The following is a 21,699-nucleotide window of genomic DNA, read 5'->3' on the forward strand; positions in this document are numbered from 1 at the left end:
GCCGTCCGGTCAGGAGACCGGGATCAGCGTGTACTTGGTGGACAGGTACTCGTGGATGCCCTCGAGGCCGCCCTCGCGGCCGACGCCGGACTGCTTGACGCCGCCGAAGGGTGCGGCCGCGTTGGAGACCACGCCGACGTTGAGCCCCATCATGCCCGTCTCCAGGTCGGCGATCATCCGCTGACCGCGCTGCAGGTTCTCGGTGAACACGTACGACACCAGGCCGTACTCGGTGTCGTTGGCGAGGCGGACGGCCTCCTCCTCGGTCTCGAAGGTCGCGATCGCGAGGACCGGGCCGAAGATCTCCTCACGGAGGATCGCGCTGCCGGCGACGACGTCGGTGAGCACGGTGGGCTCGTAGAAGCTGCCGGCGCCGTCGAGCGCCTTGCCTCCAGCGAGCAGCGTCGCGCCGCGGTCGACGGCGTCGCCCACGAGCTCGGCGGCCTTGGCGACGGCATCCGCATCGATGAGCGGGCCGATCGCGACGCCCTCCTCGGTGCCCCGGCCGATCTTCATCGCGTTGACGCGCTCGGTGACCCGGCGGCCGAACTCGGCGGCGACGTCCTTGTGCACGATGAAGCGGTTGGCCGCCGTGCACGCCTGACCGATGTTGCGGAACTTCGCCGCGAGGGCGCCCTCGACGGCCTTGTCCAGATCCGCGTCATCGAAGACGACGAACGGGGCGTTGCCGCCGAGCTCCATCGAGACGCGCAGCACACCCTCGGCGGCCTGGGCGATGAGCTTGCGGCCCACCTCGGTAGACCCGGTGAACGACAGCTTGCGCAGGCGCGGGTCGGCGATGATCGGTGCCGACAGCGCGCTCGAGCGCGAGGTCTGCACGACGTTCACGACGCCGGCCGGGAGACCGGCCTTCTCGAGCAGCGAGGTGAAGAACATCGTGGTGAGCGGCGTGAGTGCCGGGGGCTTGATGACGACCGTGCAGCCGGCGGCGAGAGCCGGTGCGATCTTGCGCGTCGCCATCGCGAACGGGAAGTTCCACGGCGTCACGAAGAACGAGGGCCCGACCGGGCGCTGCGAGACGACCATGTTCCCGGTGCCCTCGGGGTTGATGCCGTAGCGACCGCTGATGCGCACGGCCTCCTCGCTGAACCAGCGCAGGAACTCGCCGCCGTAGGCGACCTCTCCCCTGGCCTCGGCGAGCGGCTTGCCCATCTCGAGCGTCATCAGCAGCGCCAGGTCCTCCTTGTGCTCCTGCACGAGGTCGAAGGCGCGGCGCAGGATGTCGCTGCGGGTGCGGGGCGCGGTCGCAGCCCACGAGTCCTGAGCCGCCACGGCGGCGTCGAGCGCGCGGATGCCGTCGCCGGGCGTCGCGTCGGCGATGGTGCGGATGACCGCTCCGGTGGCCGGGTCCTGCACGTCGAAGGTGGCTCCGGTCTCGCCGTCGATCCACTGACCGCCGATGAAGAGGCCGGTGGGGATACTGTCGAGCAGCGCCTGCTCTGTCTGAGTGCTCATGGGTTCTCTTTCTGTGGGGTGCGGGCAGAGGGGTGTCAGCGGCGACGGGCGCTCGGCGGGGCGTCCACGCTCAGCGTCTTGCCGCGGAAGAAGTCGGGATTGACGATCCGCTGGACGATCATCAGCACGGCGCCGAAGACGAGCAGGCCGACGCCGATGAAGAACACGATGCCGATGCCGCCCTCGCCGTCCGCATCGGCGCCGATGGCGATCGATCCGAAGTCGGGCGCGAGGCTGTCGATCGCGGTGACCACGAAGAGCACCAGCAGGATGACTCCGCCGACGAGGGGGCTCGCGAGCTTGAAGAAGAAGTCCTTGCCCGAGTCGAACCACTGGTGACGGAAGTACCACACGCACGACAGCGCGGTGATGCCGTAGTAGAAGCAGATCATCATGCCCAGCGCGAGGATCGTGTCCCACAGCGCATCCTCGCTGAGGAAGCGCATCACGGCGTAGAACCCGCCCGCGACGATGGCGGACGCGATCGTCGCGAATCCCGGCGTGAAGAACCGCGGGTTGACCCCGGCGAATCGCTGGGGCACCGCCCCGTAGTGACCCATCGCCAGCAGGGTCCTGGCCGGCGAGATGAACGTCGACTGCAGCGACGACGCCGAGGAGGTGAGCACGGCCAGCGAGAGCAGGAACGCGAGGCCGCCCATCACCGGACCCGACAGCGCGAAGAACACGTTGCCGCCGATCTCCTCGTTCATGAGCCCGAGGCCCTTGTCGCCGATGCCGGAGTACATCAGGCTGCTGACCGTGAGCAGCAGGTAGATCGCGATGATCGAGAGCACCGTGAGCATGGCCGCGCGTCCGGGCGTGCGCTCGGGATCCTTGGCCTCCTCGTTCATCGTGAGGGTGACGTCCCACCCCCAGAACATGAAGACGGATGCGGAGAGCCCCATCACGATCACCGACAGGCCGCCCTGGATCGCGAAGGGGTTGAACCAGGAGAGCTCGGGCATGTGCGGCTCGAAGGCACCGCCCTGGACGGTCTGGACGATCGCCATCACGGCGAACACCACGAGGATCACGATCTGGAACGCCACGAGGCCGTACTGCAGCTTCTGCGAGGTCGAGACGTCCCGATAGGACACCCAGGCGGCGAGAGCGACGAAGATGAGGCACACGGCCACGTTCACGAACGGGTTGCGGGTGATCTCGGCGATGGCCTCGTTGCCCGAGATCTGCGAGATCAGCAGGAAGAGGAAGTCGACGGCGATGCCGGCGAGATTGGACAGCACCAGGATCGTCGCGACGATCAGACCCCACCCGGCCATCCAGCCGACGTACGGGCCGAAGGCCCTGGTCGCCCAGGTGAAGCTCGTGCCGGAGTCGGGCATGGCGTTGTTGAGCTCTCGGTACCCGAAGGCGACGAGCAGCATCGGGATGAATCCGAGCAGCAGGATCGCCGGAACCTGGAATCCGACGGCGCCCACTGCGCCGCCGATGCCGGCGGTGTACGTGTACGCCGGGGCGATGCACGAGATGCCCATCACCAGGGCGCCCATCACACCCACGGTTCCGACGCTCAGGCCCTTGCGCGAGATCCCGCCGGTCACCGGATGCTCGGCGTCGGGCGCCGCCTCACCGGATGCGGAGGATCCGTTGCCGGTGGGGAGCAGAGGCTTCGTCGACTCGCTCATGGGTCACACTCCTTCCGCGCGGGTGCGCGGGACGACGATCATGGGAACGGGCAGCACGTGCAGCATCTTCGCCGCCGTGGAGCCGAGGAACAGGCGTCGCGGCTGCGCGAGTCGCGAGGATCCGACGAGGATGACCTCGCCGGGCAGCCAGGACAGGTTCGCGACCGCATCCTCGACGCTGTCGCCGGGGGCCTCTTCGATCACGGCGCCGAGGTCGTCGGGCAGGATCTCCTTCGCGACCGCGAGCACGTCGTGCGCGTGGGCGTTGCCGACCAGGCGGATCGCGCCCGTGTCGAGCCCCGGGGGCACGTCGAAGGGCACCAGGGAGACGAGGCGGAGGTCGGTGCCGGTGTCGGCGGCGATGGACGTCGCCTCGTCGAGCAGCACCTCGGCGCCCGGCCGGGTGCCGACGGCCACCGTCACGCGCGGGACGACGTGGTCGTCCTCCTGTGCGGCGCCGGCGGGGGCCAGCGCCACCGGGATGGTGGACGAGTGCAGCAGCTCGGAGGCGACGCTGCCGAGACGATGACGCCCGAAGAGGCCTCCGCCCGCAGCTCCGACGACGATCAGTCGAGCGCCGAACTCCTCGCCGGCGGCGATGAGCCCCTCGGCGAACGACTCGCCGAACCGCACGTGCCCCGAGCGGGTGAGGTTCTGCGGCAGCGCCATGATGGCCTCCGACAGCCACTGCTTCGCCTGCGCGCGGATGTGGTCCTCGTAGGCGCGCTCCGGCGGCACGATGGGACTGCGCGTGCCCTCGGAGGGCAGCACGATCACCAGGTGCAGGGAGGCGCCGAGGCTGCGCGCCAGGCGCGCACCCAGAGCCGCGGCATCCGCTCCCGCGTCCGTCGCCGTGTAGCCGACGACGATGGTTCCGGCCATCAGCCGGCGTCGCGGCTCGCGGCCACGATGTTCGACGCGGCGAGGTGGCCCATGCGGATCGCCCCGTCGACGTGCTGGTAGCCGGCGCCGGCCATGTCGCTGCACGCGAAGTGCAGGGGGCCGACGGCCGCGCGGAGGTCGGCGCCGTAGCGGTGCAGGCCGCCCATGTCGAAGCTGGCGGCGTAGGCGCCGCGGGTCCACTCCTCGGTGCCCCAGTCGCTCTCGTAGTAGACGACCGGGTTCTTGGCCTCGGGGCCGTAGTAGTGCGACAGCGACTCGAGGATGCGCTCCTTGCGCTCCTCAGCCGAGAGCGTGAAGAGGTCGTCGGCGTTCTGGTCGCTGACGAAGCCGACCAGGGTGCCGCGCTCGTCGCCGTGGTTGGTGTTGTCGTACGCCTCGTGCGACAGCTCGTAGGGGCTGAAGGCCGTGCCGCTCAGGCCCTGCTCGCGCCAGAACGGACGGTCGTAGACCGCGTGCACCTTGATGACGAAGCCCATGGAGATGTGCTGGTGCATCTGGTGCTGGCGGCGCGGAAGCGCCGGCACGAAGGAGATGCGGTTGTAGAGCACCGGCGCGAACGCGAGGATCGCATAGCGGGCCTTGACGGTGAGCTCGTCGGTGGTCGCGACGACGCCGGAGTCGCTCCACTCGAGGGTGCGCACCGGCTGGTTCAGGAAGACGTCGTCGCCGAGACGCTCTGCCAGCAGCAGCGGAACCTGCTGGAGACCGCCCACGACGCGCTTGTCGAGGATGAAGTCGGCGTCGACGAGGTTCGAGTACGAGCCGGCGGAGGACGCCATCAGCAGCGACTGCAGCAGCGAGAACGAGTGCGTCGGCTTGGTGAGCATCGCGGACCCGGTGGCGAAGGCGAGGTTGCGCACGGCTTCGTCATCGTCGGTCTGCTGGCGCAGCCACGCGTCCCACGTGACCGAGTCCCACTCCTTGGCACGGGGGTGCGCCCAGGGCTGGTCGGGGTCGATCTCGGCGACCATGGCGTCGAGACGCTCGGTGATCTCGGCGATGACCTTCTCGGTCTCGGCCGACACGGGGAACATCTCCCCCGTGAAGCGGTGCACCTGGCCGTCGGGGCCGACGTACACGCTGTCACCCTCGCGATAGCGGCTGTAGGTCTCGAGGCCCAGCTCCTCGATCGTGTCCTTCAGCGCATCCTGGTCGGGAGAGACCCACTGTCCGCCGATCTCGAGCATGGCGCCGTCGATGACGTCGGTCCAGAGACGGCCGCCGATGCGGTCGCGCGCCTCGAGCACGGCCACAGAGAGGCCGGCCTTGCGCAGGTCGTTCGCGGCGGTGGTGCCGGCGGCTCCTGCTCCGATGATCAGTACGTCACGGGTGATCTCAGCCATGGTGCAACTCCTTCGTTGGAACGGTTATGCCGGCCGCGACTCGAAATCCCCCGACACGAGTCGCGACCGGACGTCTGTTGTGCGCCTGGGCCGCGCGAGAGCGCGACCCGTTGTGCGCCTGGGCCGCGCGAGAGCGCGACCCGTCTCACGCAGGGTGGGCCGCGAGCGCCGCTGCGACGACGTCGATGCCCTCGTTCAGAAGGTCATCGCCGATGGACAGCGGCGGGAGGAAGCGGATGACGTTGCCGTAGGTGCCGCAGGTCAGGACGATGACGCCCTGTGCGATGCAGGCCTTGGCGACGGCCGCGGTGAGCGCGGCATCCGGAGCCTTGGTCTCGGGGTTCACGAACTCCGCCGCGATCATCGCGCCGTGTCCGCGGATGTCGCCGACACGGGCGTCGCCCTGCTGGATCTCCGCGAGGCGGGCCTTCAGGATGTCGCCGATCTCGCGAGCGCGCTCGATCATGCCGTCGTTCTCGAACACGTCGATCGCGGCCAGCGCCGCGGCGCACGCGATCGGGTTGCCTCCGTAGGTGCCGCCGAGGCCACCCGAGTGCGAGGCGTCCATGATCTCGGCCCGGCCGGTGACCGCGGCGAGCGGAAGTCCGCCGGCGATGCCCTTGGCCGTGGTGATGAGGTCGGGCTCGATGCCGAAGATCTCGCTGGCGAACATGGCCCCGGTGCGGGCGAAGCCGGTCTGCACCTCGTCGGCGATGAAGACGACGCCGTTGGCACGGCACCAGTCGACGATCGCGGGGAGGAACCCGTCTGCGGGGACGATGAAGCCGCCCTCGCCCTGGATCGGCTCGATGATGACGGCGGCGAGGTTCTCTGCGCCGATCTGCTTCTCGAGCTGGAGGATCGCGCGGGCCGCAGCCTCTGCGCCGCTGAGTCCGTCGCGGAAGGGGTACGACGCGGTGGCGCGGTACACCTCGGGCGCGAACGGTCCGAAGCCGCTCTTGTAGGGCATCGACTTGGCGGTCAGCGCCATGGTCAGGTTGGTGCGGCCGTGGTAGCCGTGGTCGAAGGCCACGACGGCCTGGCGGCCGGTGTGCTTGCGGGCGATCTTGATCGCGTTCTCGACGGCCTCCGCGCCCGAGTTGAACAGCGCGCTCTTCTTGGCGAAGTCACCGGGGGTGATGCGGTTGAGCGCCTCGGCGACGCCGATGTACGACTCGTAGGGCGAGACCATGAAGCAGGTGTGGGTGAACTGCGCCGCCTGGGCGGCGACGGCTGCGGCCACCTTCGGGTGCGCGTTGCCCACGGTGGTCACGGCGATGCCGGAGCCGAGGTCGATGAGCGAGTTGCCGTCGGCGTCGACGACGACGCCTCCGCCTGCGGCGACGGCCGCGACTGGAACGGTGTGTCCGACGCCCGCTGCCACGGCATCCGCCTTGCGGGCGAGGATCTCGGCGGAGCGGGGGCCGGGGAGCTCGGTGACGAGGCGACGCTCCTGGGGGAGCTCGGGTCCGCCGAGGGGAACTGCTACAGCTGCGGTGTCGAGGAGTGCCATGCCGCGAGCGTATTCCGGGTCCGGATGCCGCTGCATTCGCCGAACTGTACAATCTGTGGAGAAGATTCTCCGGACTGTACATCGAAGGAGCGCCGTGCCCACCACGGAGCACCCCGCGCTGCGCGCGCTGCTCGCCCGCCGTGACCTGGGGCTGGCCCTGGTGTCCGCCGAGGAGGCCCTGCCGGAGGGCGCGCTCGACCGTCCGCTGCGCTGGGTCCACAGCTCGGATCTCGCCGATCCCACGCCGTTCCTCTCCGAGGACCTGGCGCTCCTGACCACGGGGACGCAGTTCGACGACGAGGCGAGCATCGACACCTATGTGGGCCGACTCTCCGACCGCGGCGTGCTCGGCCTCGGCTTCGGCACCGAGGTGCACAGGGCCGGCATCCCCGAGGAGCTGATCGCGGCGTGCGCCGCACGAGGGATGCCGCTGTTCGAGGTCCCGTACCGCACCCCGTTCATCGCGGTCGCGCGGGCGCACTCGGAGGCGATCGCCGCCCAGGCGTACGCACGCCGCTCGTGGGCCCTCGACACGCAGCGGGCGCTGGCCCTGGCCGCGCTGCGTCCGCACGGACTCGACGCGACGATCGCCGAGCTCGGCCGCCGGCTCGACGCGTGGGTCGGCATGTACGACGCCGCAGGCGCGCTCACCCTGTCGCATCCGCGCGAGGGCATCTCACCCGACGTTCTCTCCGGGCTCGGCGGGCAGGTCGTCGAGGTGCTCACGCGCGGCCTCGAGGCCGGGCAGTCGCTGAGCATCGACGGACAGACGTTCATGCTGTTCACCGTGGGGCGGGGCGGACAGCTCCGCGGGGTGATCGCCCTCGCCGTCGATGCGATCGACTCCGAGGCGCGCACCGTCGTGACGTCGGTGATCGCCATGGCCGGCCTCGCGATGGAGCAGAGCGAGCAGCTCGCCCGCAGCCGCAGACGCCTGCACACGCAGCTCCTCGGCTCGCTCCTGACCGACGACCCGGCCCTCGCCAGGAGGGTGCTCGGCGGCGTCCCGCAGGCGCCGATGGTCGTCGCCGTGGCCTCCGACGCCCCCGCGGGGCCTCTCGTCGACTGGTGGGAGCGCCGCCGCGCAGACCACGGCACGGCGTCTTTCGTCGCCGAGTCCGTCGAGGGGGTCGTGATGTGCGTCTCCGCCGGAGACGAGCACCTGTTCGACGACGTGGCCTCGCGGTTCGGCATCCGCCTCGGGGTCTCCGAGCCGGAGTCGTACGATGCTTTCACCCGTGCGCACGCGCAGGCCCTGACCTCGCTGCGCCAGCAGGGCGACGTCGGCGCCTTCCGCTACGCGGACACGGTGGGGTCGAGCATCCTCAGCGCCCTCGCGACCGACGAGGCACGGCTGGTCGCCGAGTCCCGGCTCGCACCGCTGCGCGACCACGACGCGGCGACGGGCGGCGACCTGGAGCACGCGCTGCGGACGTGGCTCGAGCACGACGCCCGCGCCGAGCCGGCGGCGCTCGCGCTGGGCGTGCACCGCCACACGCTGCGTTCGCGGATCTCGCAGGCCGGCGTCCTGCTCGGAATCGACCTGGGATCCTTCCCCGCCCGCGCGGAGGCGTGGACGCTGCTGCAGACCGCGCGGGACTGAGGTCAGCCGCGCGCGTCGAGGGCGTCGAGCAGCGCCGCTGCCGTGCCGGTGAACTCGGGGCCGTGGCCGGGGAAGATGCGGGTCTCGGGGAGGCCCCTGAGCCTCTCCAGACTGCGGCGGGTCTCGGCGGTGTCCTCGCTGAAGGGGGCGAGCCGTGCCCCTCCCTCCCCCGTGAGCACGTGGCGGGTGGTGATGGCGTCGCCGAGGAAGAGCGCGTCGACGACCGGCACGCGGATCGCGGCCGACCCCCGCGTGTGACCGGGGGTCGCGATGAACTCGGGGCGCCCGGGGAGGTCGAGCACGTCGCCGTCGGAGACGGCGTGGAGTTCGAGCGGACGCACGGTGCGCAGTCCCCCTCGGCGCAGCGTGTTCCAGAGGAACCGCAGCACCGGACCGAGGCGCCACTCCCCGGCCTTGACCTTCTTGGTCGTGCGACCCGTGGCGAGGTCCTCGTCGAGACCGAGGATGTGGATGGGGATGCCGTGCTCTGCGCGCAGCTGCTCGGCGATGCCGATGTGGTCGACGTCGCCGTGGGTCAGCACGATGCCGCGGATGTCGGAGAGCGAGCGCCCTGCGTCGCGGAGTGCGGCGCGGAGGATGCCGAGGTCGCCGGAGAGCCCGGCGTCGATGAGCGTCACACCCTCGTCGGTCACGACGGCGTGGATGGCGATGATGTCGTCGCCGATGCGGAGCAGCTGTGCGGTCATGTTGGCTACGATACATAGCCTTGATGGCTACAGTCAATAGCCATATGCTGGAGGCATGCCCGCACCGCAGAGAGTGAGCACTCCCGAGCTCGTCGCCGCCATCCGATCCATCGCCGAGCGCGACGGACTGGATGCCGTCACCATGAGCACGGTCGCGGCATCCGTCGGCGTCCGCGCGCCGAGCCTGTACAAGCGCGCGGCGAACCGGCACGAGCTGCTGCGCCTCGCCGCCGATGACGCGGCGACCGAACTGGGCGAGGAGATCTCGGCCATCGCGGCGGCGTCGGACGAGCCGCGGGACGTGCTGGCCGGAGCCGCCCGCGCGCTGCGGGCACTGGCCGCGCGCTCCCCGAACATCACCACGCTGCTGTTCTGCGCCCCCGCACCGCTCGCGACCCCCTCGCCCGAGACGATCGCTCCGCTCATGACCATGCTGCTCGACACGGTGCGCCGCATCTCCCCCGACGATCCGCTGTCGTCCGCGCGCACCCTCACGGCGTGGGCCTACGGCTTCAGCACGATGGAGCAGAACGGCGGCTTCCGCCAGGGCGGCGACGTCGACACCGCATTCGAGCACGGCCTCGAGATCGTGCTGCGCGGCATCGGGGCGTGACCCCGGGCAGGACGGATCCGCTCAGTCCTGCGCGGCGAGCACCCGCCGACATCCGGCGATGTCGCGCTCCGACTGCGCGACGAGCTCGGCCACGTCGGCGAAGCGCAGGGTCGGCCGCAGGAAGGCGATCAGCACGACGTCGAGGCGCCGCCCGTAGAGGTCGAGGTCGACGTCGTGCACGTGCACCTCGACCCTGCGGGGCCGCTCCCCCGCGAACGTGGGGTTCGTGCCGACGCTGACCGTGGCCGGCATCCGCGGATCGGCGCCGTCGATCCCCACCCTGGCCGCGTAGATGCCGTCGTCTGGCAGGTCGGCGCCGTCGCAGGAGAGGTTCGCCGTGGGGATGCCGAGCCCCCTCCCCCTGCCGTCTCCGGGGACCACCTCGCCTGCGATCGACCGGGGGTGCGGCGGGTTCACTCCCCGGTCTCGGAGGTCGCGATCGTGCGGTAGCGGCTCTGGTGGAACACGAGCGGCTCGACCTCGCCGAACACGCTGATGTCGGCGATCTCGTACAGAGCGATCTCGTGGTCTCCGCCGTCGAAGGTGCTGTGCAGGCGGCAGGTCAACCAGAGCGCCGCGTCCTCGATGAGGATCGCGCCGCCGTCGGTCGCGCGCCACCCGTGCTGGCCGAAGCGGTCACCCTCGCGGGAGGAGAGCATGCGGCTCAGCGGCTCGTGGTGGGCGGCGAGGACGCTCATGCCGAGCTCGGGCACGGCCCGCAGCACCGGCCAGGTCTTCGACGTGCGCGCGGCGCTGATCGCCACGAGCGCGGGCTCCAGCGAGATCGACGTGAACGAGTTGACCGCCATGCCGACGGCACGCCCTTCCACCTCCGCGGCCAGCGCCACGACGCCGGTCGGGTAGATCGAGAAGGCCCGACGCAGGGCGATATCGCGGGGAAGGACTTCGGGCGCCGCAGTCGTCATTTCGGGTTCCTTTCATTTAGTCAACTTTGACTAGTTCAGATTGTACGTAACTTTGACCATGCAAACAAGCCGATTCTCGACGATCGAGCCGTTAGCATGAGGGCATGTCGACCACCCGCCTCGTCGTCCTCGGCGCCGTGAAGCAGTTCCAACCCGTGCACGGCTACTTCCTCCGACGCGAGCTGATGACCTGGCACGTCGACGAGTGGGCGCACATCCAGCCCGGCTCGATCTACAACGCCCTGCGCGCCCTCGAGGTCGACGGCTACGTCGCCGAGAGCGGCACCGAGACCGAGGGCAAGCGCCCCGCTCGCACCACCTACCGCATCACCCCGGCCGGGGAGGTGGAGCTGCAGCGGATGCTGCGAGAGAACCTCTGGAACGTCGCTCCGTTCGACACCCAGGCGATCATGACGATCGCCTCGTTCATGTTCGTGCTGAGCCGCCAGGAGGTCATCGCGGGCCTCGAGCACCGCCTCATCAAGAGCGACGCGATCATCACCGCCAACGGCTTCGACGTGCAGGACACGCTCCGCTCGGAGACGACGCCGAAGTACGTCCGCGAGATCTTCGACCTCTCCACCGCCCGGCTCACCGCCGAGAAGCAGTGGCTGCTCGAGCTCCTCGACCGCCTCAGGCAGGGCGAGTACGTGTTCGCCGGTGAGGAGCCCGCGGCGGCCGCCGCTGCGGCCCCGGCCGAGGCTGCAGCGGAATAGCCCGCGCCTCAGCGCTGAGCGCGCGGCGCTCAGCGCGTCGCGACGAGAGCGGCCAGAGCCGCCGGAGCGAGCGCGGCGGTGTTCGCCCCGCGGTGCAGCGCCACGATCGCCCCGGCAGCGGATGCCGTGACCAGGGCGTCCTCGATGGCGACGCCGGCGGCGAGCGCCGCGGCGAGCGCTCCGCAGAACGCGTCACCGGCTCCGGTCGTGTCGACGGGGTCGATGGGGAACGCCGGGATGCGCAGCACGGGCTCCCCCGCTCTGTGCAGCTCGACCCCGTCGCCGCCGCGCGTGAGCACGATGGTCTCGGCGCCCGCGGCGTGCAGTCGATCCGCGCCGCCGAGCTCCGCGCATTCGGTCTCGTTGACGATGAGGACGTCGACGTGGGCCAGGAGAGCCAGTGCGGACTCCGCCGCCGGGGCCGCGTTCAGGAGCGTCCGCGCGCCGGCGTGACGCCCGGCCCGCAGCGCCGCGTCGACGGTCTCCGCCGGCACCTCGAGCTGGGCGAGCACCACGGCGGCCCCGGCGACGCCGGACACGGCATCCTCGGCGGTGAGCTCCTCGTTCGCGCCGGCGGCGACCACGATGCTGTTGTCGCCGTCAGGCAGGGCCAGGATGTGCGCGACGCCGGTGGGGGCGGCATCCGTCCTCCGGAGGCCCGCTGCCACTCCCGCATCCACGAGCGTCCGTCGCAGCAGGTCTCCCGCCTCGTCGGCGCCGACCGACCCGCAGAAGCGGACGTCCGCGCCGCTGCGGGCCGCGGCGACCGCCTGGTTGAGGCCCTTGCCTCCGGAGAAGCGGCCGCCCGCGCGTCCGAGCAGCGTCTCGCCGACGAGCGGGGGGCGCGCCACCTCGACCACGAGGTCGACGTTCGCGCTCCCCACCACGGCGACGCCGGAGAGGCTCTCAGACACGCGAGAGGGACCCCCGGTACGACGATCCGGTGTGCGACTCCGCCAGAGCGGGGCTCGACGTGCCCATCAGCCGCTCGCGCAGCGACTGCGGCTCGCTCGAGGGCTCCGCGATCGCGCCGCGCTCCTTGAGGATCGGCAGCACGTGCTCGATGAAGTCCGCGGTGGAGGCGGGCGGGATCACCGGCGAGAAGAGGAAGCCGTCGAGATCGGCCCCTTCGGCGAGCTCGATCATGCGGTCGGCGATCTGTTCGGGCGTGCCCACGATCGGCCGCGCTCCGACGCCGTGCGCGTGCCAGTCGCCCAGCACGTCTCCGACGGTCTTGTCGGCGAAGCGCGCGACCTGGGTCTGCGACAGCTCGGTGCTCAGCTCCGCCATCGGCGTCTCCGGCGCGTACGACGACAGGTCGAGGCCCGTGAACCACGCGTAGGAGGCGACCGTGACCTCGGGGTTCTGCGCGTCGGCGACCTCGGCGTACGTGCGCCGCGCCTCCTCCTCGGTGCTTCCGACGACGGCGGCGAACGCCGACATGATCTTCACCTCGCGCGCCGCGCGGCCGTTCTTCACGGCCTCCTCGCGGATCGCGACGGAGTGGGCGCGGAGCTGCTCGACGCTGCCGGCGCCGACGAAGATCGCCTCGCCGTGCTTGCCGCCGAACTCGCGACCGGCGGGCGACGCCCCGGCCTGGAACAGCACGGGAGTACCCTGCGGCGAGCGCGAGGTGTTGCCGTAGCCGTGCGAGCGGAAGTACGGGCCGTCGTGCGCGATGCGGTGCACCTTCGACGGATCGGCGAAGCGGCCGGACTTGTCGCGCTCCAGCGCGCCCTCCTCCCAGGCCTGCTCCCACAGCTTGTAGACGACCTGCATGAAGTCGTCCGCCATGAGGTAGCGCTCGTCGTGCCCGACCATCGGCACACCGAACCCCTGCACGGCCGTGTCGGCGGTGCCGGTGGTCACGACGTTCCAGCCGATGCGCCCGCCGGACAGGATGTCGAGGGTCGCCATCCTGCGCGCGAACGAGTACGGCGGCTCCAGCAGCGTCGAACCGGTGGCGACGAGCCCGAGCCGGGTGGTCTCGGGGATCAGCGCCCCGAGGATGATCGCCGGATCCAGGCGAGGCAGGTCGAGTCCCTCCACCGAGCAGATGTCGGGGCGCTCCCCCGCGACGTCGGCCCACCCCCACGCATCGGCGAGGAAGAGGAAGTCGAAGCCGGCGTCCTCCGCCATGCGCGCGGTGTCGCGCCAGTACTCGAGCGTGTCGAAGAGATAGCGCCCGTTGGCGGGGTGACGCCAGGTCGCGGTTCCGGAGTCGTTCGCCTGGGCGTTCTCGAAGAGGCCGAGGCGCAGCTGCTTGACGGTCATGTGCGTGCCTTCCTTGTGGGTGATGAGGGGTCTCCGGGCATGCCGGAGGAACCCGGGAGCGGAGCATCCGCCCCCGGATCGGAGTTCGCGGGCGTCAGCCCTTCGCGGTGACCTCGCCGTCGCTCCACCACAGGACGCGCTTGCGCACGACCGCGAGGAGCACGATCAGGAGGACGCCGAGGAGGCAGAGCAGGGCGATGCTGGCCCAGGTCACCGGCAGGTTGGCCTGCGCGGCCGACGTCGTGACGAGCGAGCCGAGACCGGCCTGCTGACCGGCGGCGACGAACTCCGCGACCGCGGCGCCGACGACGGCGAGCGGGAGCGCGATGCGGAGCCCCGCGAACATGTACGGCATGCTCCCCGGGAGGCGCAGCTCGCGGAAGATCTCCCACCGCGAGGCGTGCAGCGTCGTGAACACGTCGAGCGCGCGCTGGTCGACGTCGCGGAGGCCGGCGAGCGAGTTCACCAGCATCGGGAAGAACACCACGAGCCCGGTGACGATGAACTTCGGCACCATGCCGAAGCCGAACGCCACCACCAGGGCGGGGGCGATGGCGACGATCGGGGTCACCATCACGATGATCACGAGCGGCATCACCGCCTTCTCGATGATCTGGAACTCCGCCATCACCACGGCCAGCAGGAATCCGGCGAGGATGCCGGCGGATGCGCCGACCACGACCTCGAGCAGCGTGACGAGGAAGTTCGACCAGTACATGCCCGCGTCCCCGGCGAGGCTGGCGCCGATGTCCTGCAGCGCGGGGAGGACGTAGGGGTTCGTCCACGCGACGAGCTGCCACAGCGTGGCCGCGATCGCGAAGGTGATGAGGGTGGGCAGCCACGCTCCCCACCGCAGCCAGGAGGGGATGCCGCGGCGCGGCGTCTCCCTCAGGCGGGCGGTGGCGAGGGTCGCCGTGGTGTCGCGGATCGTCATCTCAGACATGGGCCTTCTCCGTCTGCGCGCGCAGCGCACCGCGCACGATGCCTTCCAGTTCGCGGAACTCGTCCGTCGCGTACGCCTCCTCGGTGCGGGGGCGCGGCAGGTTCACGTCGATCACCTGCGCGATGCGGCCGGGGTGGGCGGCCATCACCACGATGCGGTCCGAGAGCATGATCGCCTCCGGCACCGAGTGGGTCACGAACATGACGGCCTTGCGGTTCGACTGCCAGAACTCCAGCAGGGCGATCCGCTGCAGGTCGCGGTTCATCTCGTCGAGGGCCGAGAACGGCTCGTCCATCAGCATGATGGCCGGGTCGAACACGAAGGCCCTGGCGATGGCGGCGCGCTGCTGCATGCCTCCGGAGAGCTGACCGGGGTACTTCGACATCGCCTTTCCGAGACCGAACGTCGACAGCAGCTCCTCGGGGTCGCGCAGCGCGCGCCCTCCGTTGGCGCCGCGGTTGATCCGCAGCGGCAGCTCGACGTTCTCGCGCACGGTCTTCCACGGCAGCAGGGCGGGAGACTGCGGCACCAGCCCGATCTTCTTGTCGCGGGATGCCGAACTCACGCTCTCCCCGTCGATCGTGACGGTTCCGGAGTCCGCGTCGATGAGACCGGCGACCACCTTGAGGAGCGTCGACTTGCCGCATCCGCTCGGTCCGATCACGGAGACGAACTCGCCCATGCCGATGGTGAGGCTGACGTCGTCGAGCACGGTCACCCGCGCCCCGTCCACTCCGAAGGTCTTGGTGACGCCGGTGACCTCGACGCCCGCTCCCTGCGAGGCGGCCATCACTTCGCCGGCCAGATCAGCTCGTCGCCGTCGTAGAGGTCGGCCACCAGGTCGACGTCCATCATCTCGGCGATCTTCGGCAGGCCCTTGACGTCACCGTACTTCTCGACGAGCGCGTACTCGGGCTTCCACATGGCCTCGGTCTGCACGCCGGGGTGACCGCCGGTGCTGGTGCGCACCCACTCCGACTCGACGGCCCAGGTGCGGGCGAGCTGGTCGCGCGGGAACGCGGCGCCCTGGTTGTTGTCCTCGGCGAGCTTCGCGAGGGTGTCGATGCACGCGTCCGACTCGTCGAGGCAGTACTGCAGGGCCTTGAGGCTGGCGCGCATGAAGTCGGCGGCGACCTCGCGGTGCTCGGAGAGGAAGCGCGAGTTGACCTCCATCACGTTGTAGGTGCCCTCGACGCCCTCGTCGGCGGGGAGGAACTCGCTGAACGGGAGGTCCTGCGCCTTGAGCGACTCCGGCTGGTTGGAGGCGTAGCCGACGATCGCGTCGACCTGCTCCCGCACGACGACGGTGGGGTCGTAGTTGGTCATCTTGACCATCTCGACCTTCGAGACGTCGACGCCGGCGTTGTCGAGCATGGCGGAGGCGATCGGGGTGAGGTTGATGAAGTAGCCCAGCGACCCGCCCTCCAGATCCTTCAGGCTCGTGAGCTTCTCGTTGCCGAAGATCGAGAAGGGCGAGGTGGTTCCGTAGGTGGCCACCGCCGTGAGGTTCTTGCTGTTGGCGGCGGCGAGCATGACGTCGGATGCCGAGCCGAGCGCGGTGAACTGCGCCTGCCCCGATGCCACGAGTTGCTGCCCGTTCGCTCCGGAGGCGTTGATCTCGACGTCGAGGCAGAGGTCGTCGAAGTAGCCGAGCTCCTTCGCGAGGAACACGTCGAGCTGACCGGCGCTGGCCGAGTAGCCGTAGCCGGAGATGTAGGTGATGGTGCCGGCATCCTGATTCCGCTGGCAGCTGTCGGCGTCGACAGCTGCGTCTGCGGGGGCGGTTCCGCTGCCGGGGCTCTGTGCGGAGCATGCTCCGAGGGTGAGCGTGGCAGCGAGAACGCACGTCAGGGTGGCAGCGATGCGGATTCGGGTTTCCGCGGGGGAAGTAGCCATGAGGGTCCCTTCTCGGCCGTTCGTCGTTGATGGCTCGTCGAAAGTAACATAGTCAAGATTGACTAAGCAAGATCAAACTAAACTTTGACGAAGCGATGACGCCTCCCGTCGCGAAAGATCCCGGTATCAGACGTCGATACCGGGATCTTTCGAGACGGGAGGGATGCCGCGAGCGGGTCAGCGCGGAGCGTGCGCCTCCAGGAACTCGTACACGTCGGTCGTGTCGACGCCGGGGAACGCACCCGTGGGCAGCGTCGCGAGCAGGGTGCGGGGGGTCTTGACGTTCGGCCAGGCGTTCTCGCGCCAGCGCTCCTCGAGCTCGGCGGGAGCGCGACGGCAGCACACCTCGACCGAGTGCTTCGAGACGCCGCGGTGCGGGGTGTCCCGCCCGACGAACCACTTGGTGTCGTCGAAGCGCACGCCGACGCTCACGGAGTGCAGCCCCTCGCTCGACGCCTCGACGCGGGCGGTGCACCAGTACGTCCCGTTGCCGGTGTCGGTGTACTGGTAGTACGGGTTGAACCGGTCGTCCTCGTCGAACACCACGCGGCTGGTCCACTTCCGGCAGCACATCTGCCCCTCGATCGCGCCGAACCGGTCGGTCGGGAAGTTCACGTCGTCGTTCTCGTAGGCCTTGGTGATGGTGCCCGACTCGTGCACCTTGAGGAAGTGCACGGGGATGTCGAGGTGGCGCGTCGCGAGGTTCGTGAAGCGGTGCGCCGCCGTCTCGTACGACACCGAGTAGGCGTCGCGCAGGTCCTCGATCGAGATCGCCTTGCGCGACTTCGCCTCCGTCAGCATCGGGACGACGTGCCCCTCTGGCATGAGCAGGGCGCCGGTGAGGTAGTTCGTCTCCACGCGCTGGCGGAGGAACTCCGCGTAGCTGCGCGGCTCTGCGTGCCCCAGCATCCGGCTCGACAGCGCCTGCAGCACGGCCGTGCGGGCATCGCCCTTCGCCTGCGCGCGGCTCGAGAGGTACAGCCTGCCGTTGGCGAGGTCGGCGACGCTGCGCGTGGTCTGCGGGAGGTCGGGGGCGTAGTGCAGGGTGAAGCCGAGGTAGGCGGCGATCTCGGATGCCGTGCGCTGAGTGAGCGGACCGCCGGAGTGGCCGACGGCGGTGAGGATCTCGGACGCTTTGGCCTCGAGGTCGGCGAAGTGGTTGTCCTGCCGTCGCATGAGGTGGCGCAGCTCGACGTTCGCACGCCTGGCCTCCTCGGGCGTCGCCGCCCTCTCGTCCTTGAGGCGGTCGATCTCGCCATGCAGAGCCAGCAGCGCTTTGAGGGCATCCGTCGGCATGCTCTTGGCGATGCGGAAGGGCTCGATGCCCAGCGCCTGGAAAGTCTGCCCCTTCATCGCGCGCTCCAGCGCGATCTCGATCGCACTGCGCTCGTCGAGCGGCTCCCCCTCCAGCAGCGCGTCGATCGTGACGCCCAGTGCGCGCGCGATCGCCTGCAGCTGCGTGAGCTTGGGTTCGCGCTTGCCCGTCTCGATCATCGACATCTGGCTCGGCGCGCGATCGACCGCCGCGGCGAGGTCGTCGAGGGTCATCCCGCGCGCGGTACGGAGCTGGCGGATGCGGCGGCCGATCGTGAGGGCGTCGGCGTCTTCTTCGACGGCTGAGGTGGTCATGTCGGCGATTCTGTCACAGAAACAGAATTTCCGGCGATCTTCACTACGGATTTGGCGAGTTCGGGTCATGAACTTCACACAGAGTGGTCTCAAGCCAGACGGCATCGCAGCCGGATCGTTCGAAGAAAGGACTTCTGATCATGAGCACTCCCACCGTCACCGCGCCGATCCAGACGGCGCAGCAGGGTCCGGCGATCACGGTCGCGGGTCCCATCCGCGATCGCTACGACGAGATCCTCACTCCGGATGCGCTCGCCTTCCTCACCGAGCTGCACCACCGCTTCGGCGGCCGTCGCCACGACCGGCTCGCCGACCGGATGCGCCGCCGCTTCGAGATCGGCAACGGCCACGACCCGCGGTTCCGCGAGGAGACCGCGCACATCCGCGAGGACGCCGACTGGCGCGTCGCCGGCCCCGGACCCGGCCTCGAGGACCGCCGCGTCGAGATCACCGGCCCCACCGACCCGAAGATGACCATCAACGCCCTGAACTCGGGCGCCCGGGTCTGGCTGGCCGACCAGGAGGACGCCACGAGCCCCACCTGGAAGAACGTCATCGAGGGCCAGCTGTCCCTGCGCGACGCGATCCGCGGCGAGCTCTCCTTCACCTCCCCCGAGGGCAAGGAGTACCGCGTGACCGCCGAGCGGACGCCCACGATCGTGATGCGCCCTCGGGGCTGGCACCTCACCGAGAAGCACATCGAGTTCACCGACCGCGCAGGTCGGCGGATGTCGGCATCCGGCTCGTTGGTCGACTTCGGCCTCTACTTCGTGCACAACGCGCTGGCTCTGATCGAGTCGGGCCGCGGCCCGTACTTCTACATCGCCAAGCTCGAGTCGAGCGAGGAGGCGAAGCTGTGGGACGACATCTTCAGCTTCAGCGAGGAGTACATCGGGATCCCGCACGGCACGATCCGCGCGACCGTGCTCATCGAGACGCTGCCCGCGGCGTTCGAGATGGACGAGATCCTGTACGAGCTGCGCGACCACTGCGCCGGCCTCAACGCCGGTCGCTGGGACTACATCTTCTCCATCATCAAGAACTACCGCGGCCGCGGCGCCCGGTTCGTGCTCCCCGACCGCAGCGAGGTCACCATGACGGTGCCCTTCATGCGGGCCTACACCGAACTGCTCGTGCAGACGTGCCACAAGCGCGGCGCATACGCGATCGGCGGCATGAGCGCCTTCATCCCCAACCGTCGCGACCCCGAGGTCACCGCACGGGCGATCGAGAAGGTGTCGGCCGACAAGAAGCGCGAGGCCGCGGACGGCTTCGACGGCACCTGGGTGGCGCACCCCGACCTGATCGCCACCGCGCAGGCCGAGTTCGACGCCGTGCTCGGCGACCGGCCGAACCAGGTCGACCGTCTCCGCGAGGACGTGTCGGTCTCGGCATCCGACCTGCTCGACCTGCACATCGGGCGCCCGATCACGGCGCAGGGCGTGCGCGACAACGTCTCGGTGGCCATCCGCTACCTCGAGGCCTGGCTCCGCGGGCAGGGCGCCGTCGCCATCGACAACCTGATGGAGGACGCGGCGACCGCCGAGATCAGCCGCTCGCAGGTGTGGCAGTGGATCCACCAGGACCGCACCACCGAGGACGGCACCGCGATCACCGCGGAGTACGTCGAGGGCCTGATCCGGGAGATCCTCGCCCAGGCCACGCGGTCGGCGGGAGACCGCTTCGACGACGCCGCCGACGTCTTCCGGGAGGTCGCGCTGCACGAGGAGTTCCCCACCTTCCTCACCCTGGGCGCCTACTCGCGCTACCTCATCGAGAACAACTGACCCGCTCATCACCACCACGAAGGACTTGACATGACTCAGTACCAGGACGACATCGACGCCATCCGGGCGCTGAAGGAGGAGCACGGCTCCCCCTGGAACGCCATCGACCCGGAGTCCGCCGCACGGATGCGCGCGCAGAACAGGTTCCGCACCGGGCTCGAGATCGCGCAGTACACCGCCGACATCATGCGCCGCGACATGGACGAGTACGACGCGGACTCCTCGGTGTACACGCAGTCGCTCGGCGTGTGGCACGGGTTCATCGGGCAGCAGAAGCTCATCTCGATCAAGAAGCACCTGAAGTCGACGAACAAGCGCTACCTCTACCTCTCCGGATGGATGGTCGCCGCGCTCCGCTCCGAGTTCGGGCCGCTGCCCGACCAGTCGATGCACGAGAAGACCGCGGTGCCCGCTCTGATCGAGGAGCTGTACACGTTCCTCCGCCAGGCCGACGCCCGCGAGCTCGACCTGCTCTTCACCCAGCTCGACGCCGCCCGTGCCGCCGGCGACGAGACCGCGGCGGAGTTCATCCAGTCGCAGATCGACGACTACGAGACCCACGTCGTCCCGATCATCGCCGACATCGACGCCGGCTTCGGCAACCCCGAGGCGACGTACCTGCTCGCGAAGAAGATGATCGAGGCGGGCGCGTGCGCCATCCAGATCGAGAATCAGGTCTCCGACGAGAAGCAGTGCGGCCACCAGGACGGCAAGGTCACCGTGCCGCACGAGGACTTCCTCGCGAAGATCAACGCGGTCCGCTACGCGTTCCTCGAGCTCGGCATCGACAACGGCATCATCGTCGCCCGCACCGACTCGCTCGGCGCGGGGCTCACCCAGAAGCTCGCTGTCTCGCAGGAGCCCGGCGACCTCGGCGATCAGTACAACTCCTTCCTCGACGTCGAGGAGATCTCCGAGGCCGATCTGGGCAACGGCGACGTGGTCATCAAGCGCGGCGACGCGCTGCTGCGCCCGAAGCGTCTCGCGAGCAACCTGTACCAGTTCCGCACCGGCACCGGCGAGGAGCGCGTCGTGCTCGACTGCATCACGTCGCTGCAGAACGGCGCCGACCTGCTGTGGATCGAGACGGAGAAGCCGCACGTCGAGCAGATCGCGGGCATGGTCGACGCGATCCGCGAGGTCATCCCGAACGCGAAGCTCGTCTACAACAACAGCCCGTCGTTCAACTGGACGCTGAGCTTCCGCCAGCAGGCGTACGACCTGCTCGCGGAGCAGGGCGGCGACGTGTCGGCGTACGATCGCGACAAGCTCATGAGCGTCGAGTACGACGACACCGAGCTCGCGCGGCTGGCCGACGAGAAGATCCGTTCGTTCCAGCGCGACGGCTCCGCCCGCGCGGGGATCTTCCACCACCTCATCACGCTCCCGACGTACCACACGGCCGCGCTGTCGACCGATGACCTCGCGAAGGGCTACTTCGGCGACGAGGGGATGCTCGCCTACGTCAAGGGCGTGCAGCGCCGCGAGATCCGCGGCGGGATCGCCACGGTCAAGCACCAGAACATGGCGGGCTCCGACCTCGGCGACAACCACAAGGAGTACTTCGCCGGGGACGCCGCGCTCAAGGCCGGCGGTCAGCACAACACGATGAACCAGTTCAACTGACGACCAGTCCGGACGACAGATCCGGATGCCCCGAGGACGATGCCCCTCACCGCGATCCGGTGAGGGGCATCGCCGTGCCGGGGGCGGGCGGGCGTAGC

General features: G+C 69.8%; 19 protein-coding genes. 5 read left to right on the forward strand and 14 right to left on the reverse strand.

Going from position 1 to position 21,699, the window contains the following annotated elements:
- Nucleotides 1-9: 9 nt before the first annotated feature.
- The 5 genes from CQ047_RS06810 to gabT all read right to left on the reverse strand — a co-directional run bounded on the left by CQ047_RS06810 (nt 10) and on the right by gabT (nt 6,881).
- A complete protein-coding gene (locus CQ047_RS06810; RefSeq protein WP_105673586.1) occupies nt 10-1,476 on the reverse strand; it encodes an NAD-dependent succinate-semialdehyde dehydrogenase in 1,467 nt (488 codons plus the stop codon).
- A gap of 35 nt (nt 1,477-1,511) precedes the next feature.
- Nucleotides 1,512-3,122, reverse strand: coding sequence for an APC family permease (locus CQ047_RS06815; RefSeq protein WP_105673587.1), 1,611 nt, complete (start codon nt 3,120-3,122; stop codon nt 1,512-1,514).
- Nucleotides 3,123-3,125: 3 nt separating this feature from the next.
- The gene (locus CQ047_RS06820) at nt 3,126-4,004 is read right to left on the reverse strand and encodes a universal stress protein (protein WP_105673589.1); all 879 of its coding nucleotides are present in this window, start codon (nt 4,002-4,004) and stop codon (nt 3,126-3,128) included.
- Nucleotides 4,004-5,368, reverse strand: a complete 1,365-nt coding sequence (locus CQ047_RS06825; protein WP_105673591.1) for an NAD(P)/FAD-dependent oxidoreductase — start codon at nt 5,366-5,368, stop codon at nt 4,004-4,006. Before CQ047_RS06825 ends, CQ047_RS06820 begins: the two co-directional genes overlap by 1 nt.
- Before the next feature lie 145 nt (nt 5,369-5,513).
- On the reverse strand, nt 5,514-6,881 hold the full coding sequence (gene gabT / locus CQ047_RS06830) for a 4-aminobutyrate--2-oxoglutarate transaminase (RefSeq protein WP_105673593.1): 1,368 nt from the start codon (nt 6,879-6,881) through the stop codon (nt 5,514-5,516).
- Nucleotides 6,882-6,975: 94 nt separating this feature from the next.
- Here gabT and CQ047_RS06835 point away from each other — a divergent pair, with 94 nt between their 5' ends.
- Nucleotides 6,976-8,484, forward strand: a complete 1,509-nt coding sequence (locus tag CQ047_RS06835) for a PucR family transcriptional regulator (RefSeq protein WP_223585999.1) — start codon at nt 6,976-6,978, stop codon at nt 8,482-8,484.
- A gap of 2 nt (nt 8,485-8,486) precedes the next feature.
- Here the strand turns inward: CQ047_RS06835 and CQ047_RS06840 are convergent, their stop codons facing one another.
- A complete protein-coding gene (locus CQ047_RS06840; protein WP_105673597.1) occupies nt 8,487-9,191 on the reverse strand; it encodes an MBL fold metallo-hydrolase in 705 nt (234 codons plus the stop codon).
- A gap of 55 nt (nt 9,192-9,246) precedes the next feature.
- Between CQ047_RS06840 and CQ047_RS06845 the strand changes: the two genes are divergently transcribed.
- Entirely contained in the window at nt 9,247-9,804 is a 558-nt protein-coding gene (locus tag CQ047_RS06845; protein ID WP_105673599.1) for a TetR/AcrR family transcriptional regulator, read from the forward strand.
- Between the two features lie 21 nt (nt 9,805-9,825).
- Here CQ047_RS06845 and CQ047_RS06850 read toward each other — a convergent pair whose 3' ends face one another.
- Both CQ047_RS06850 and CQ047_RS06855 read right to left on the reverse strand, forming a co-directional pair.
- Nucleotides 9,826-10,221, reverse strand: coding sequence for a riboflavin kinase (locus CQ047_RS06850; RefSeq protein WP_105673601.1), 396 nt, complete (start codon nt 10,219-10,221; stop codon nt 9,826-9,828).
- Entirely contained in the window at nt 10,218-10,730 is a 513-nt protein-coding gene (locus CQ047_RS06855; RefSeq protein ID WP_105673603.1) for a flavin reductase family protein, read from the reverse strand. The genes CQ047_RS06850 and CQ047_RS06855 overlap by 4 nt, the downstream gene beginning before the upstream one ends.
- A gap of 104 nt (nt 10,731-10,834) precedes the next feature.
- Here CQ047_RS06855 and CQ047_RS06860 point away from each other — a divergent pair, with 104 nt between their 5' ends.
- The gene (locus CQ047_RS06860; RefSeq protein ID WP_105673605.1) at nt 10,835-11,446 is read left to right on the forward strand and encodes a PadR family transcriptional regulator; all 612 of its coding nucleotides are present in this window, start codon (nt 10,835-10,837) and stop codon (nt 11,444-11,446) included.
- A gap of 29 nt (nt 11,447-11,475) precedes the next feature.
- Here CQ047_RS06860 and CQ047_RS06865 read toward each other — a convergent pair whose 3' ends face one another.
- The 6 genes from CQ047_RS06865 to CQ047_RS06890 all read right to left on the reverse strand — a co-directional run bounded on the left by CQ047_RS06865 (nt 11,476) and on the right by CQ047_RS06890 (nt 18,188).
- Nucleotides 11,476-12,360 carry a ribokinase gene (locus tag CQ047_RS06865; RefSeq protein WP_105673607.1) on the reverse strand — a complete coding sequence of 295 codons (885 nt, stop codon included), beginning with the start codon at nt 12,358-12,360 and terminating at the stop codon, nt 11,476-11,478.
- Nucleotides 12,353-13,720, reverse strand: a complete 1,368-nt coding sequence (locus CQ047_RS06870; protein ID WP_105673609.1) for an NtaA/DmoA family FMN-dependent monooxygenase — start codon at nt 13,718-13,720, stop codon at nt 12,353-12,355. The genes CQ047_RS06865 and CQ047_RS06870 overlap by 8 nt, the downstream gene beginning before the upstream one ends.
- Nucleotides 13,721-13,814: 94 nt before the next feature.
- Entirely contained in the window at nt 13,815-14,663 is an 849-nt protein-coding gene (locus tag CQ047_RS06875) for an ABC transporter permease (protein WP_105673611.1), read from the reverse strand.
- On the reverse strand, nt 14,656-15,453 hold the full coding sequence (locus CQ047_RS06880; RefSeq protein ID WP_105673613.1) for an ABC transporter ATP-binding protein: 798 nt from the start codon (nt 15,451-15,453) through the stop codon (nt 14,656-14,658). The genes CQ047_RS06875 and CQ047_RS06880 overlap by 8 nt, the downstream gene beginning before the upstream one ends.
- Nucleotides 15,453-16,559, reverse strand: coding sequence for an ABC transporter substrate-binding protein (locus tag CQ047_RS06885; protein WP_105673615.1), 1,107 nt, complete (start codon nt 16,557-16,559; stop codon nt 15,453-15,455). Before CQ047_RS06885 ends, CQ047_RS06880 begins: the two co-directional genes overlap by 1 nt.
- Nucleotides 16,560-16,736: 177 nt before the next feature.
- On the reverse strand, nt 16,737-18,188 hold the full coding sequence (locus CQ047_RS06890) for a helix-turn-helix domain-containing protein (protein WP_105673617.1): 1,452 nt from the start codon (nt 18,186-18,188) through the stop codon (nt 16,737-16,739).
- A gap of 140 nt (nt 18,189-18,328) precedes the next feature.
- On the opposite strand from CQ047_RS06890, the gene aceB reads away from it, so the two are divergent.
- On the forward strand, nt 18,329-19,975 hold the full coding sequence (gene aceB / locus CQ047_RS06895) for a malate synthase A (protein WP_105673619.1): 1,647 nt from the start codon (nt 18,329-18,331) through the stop codon (nt 19,973-19,975).
- A 30-nt stretch (nt 19,976-20,005) separates the two neighbouring features.
- Nucleotides 20,006-21,601 (forward strand): isocitrate lyase, encoded by a 1,596-nt coding sequence (locus CQ047_RS06900; protein ID WP_105673621.1) that lies wholly within the window; start codon nt 20,006-20,008, stop codon nt 21,599-21,601.
- Nucleotides 21,602-21,699 lie beyond the last annotated feature (98 nt).

The organism is Microbacterium sp. MYb72 (assembly GCF_002979415.1).
In the GTDB taxonomy this organism is placed as follows: domain Bacteria; phylum Actinomycetota; class Actinomycetes; order Actinomycetales; family Microbacteriaceae; genus Microbacterium; species Microbacterium natoriense.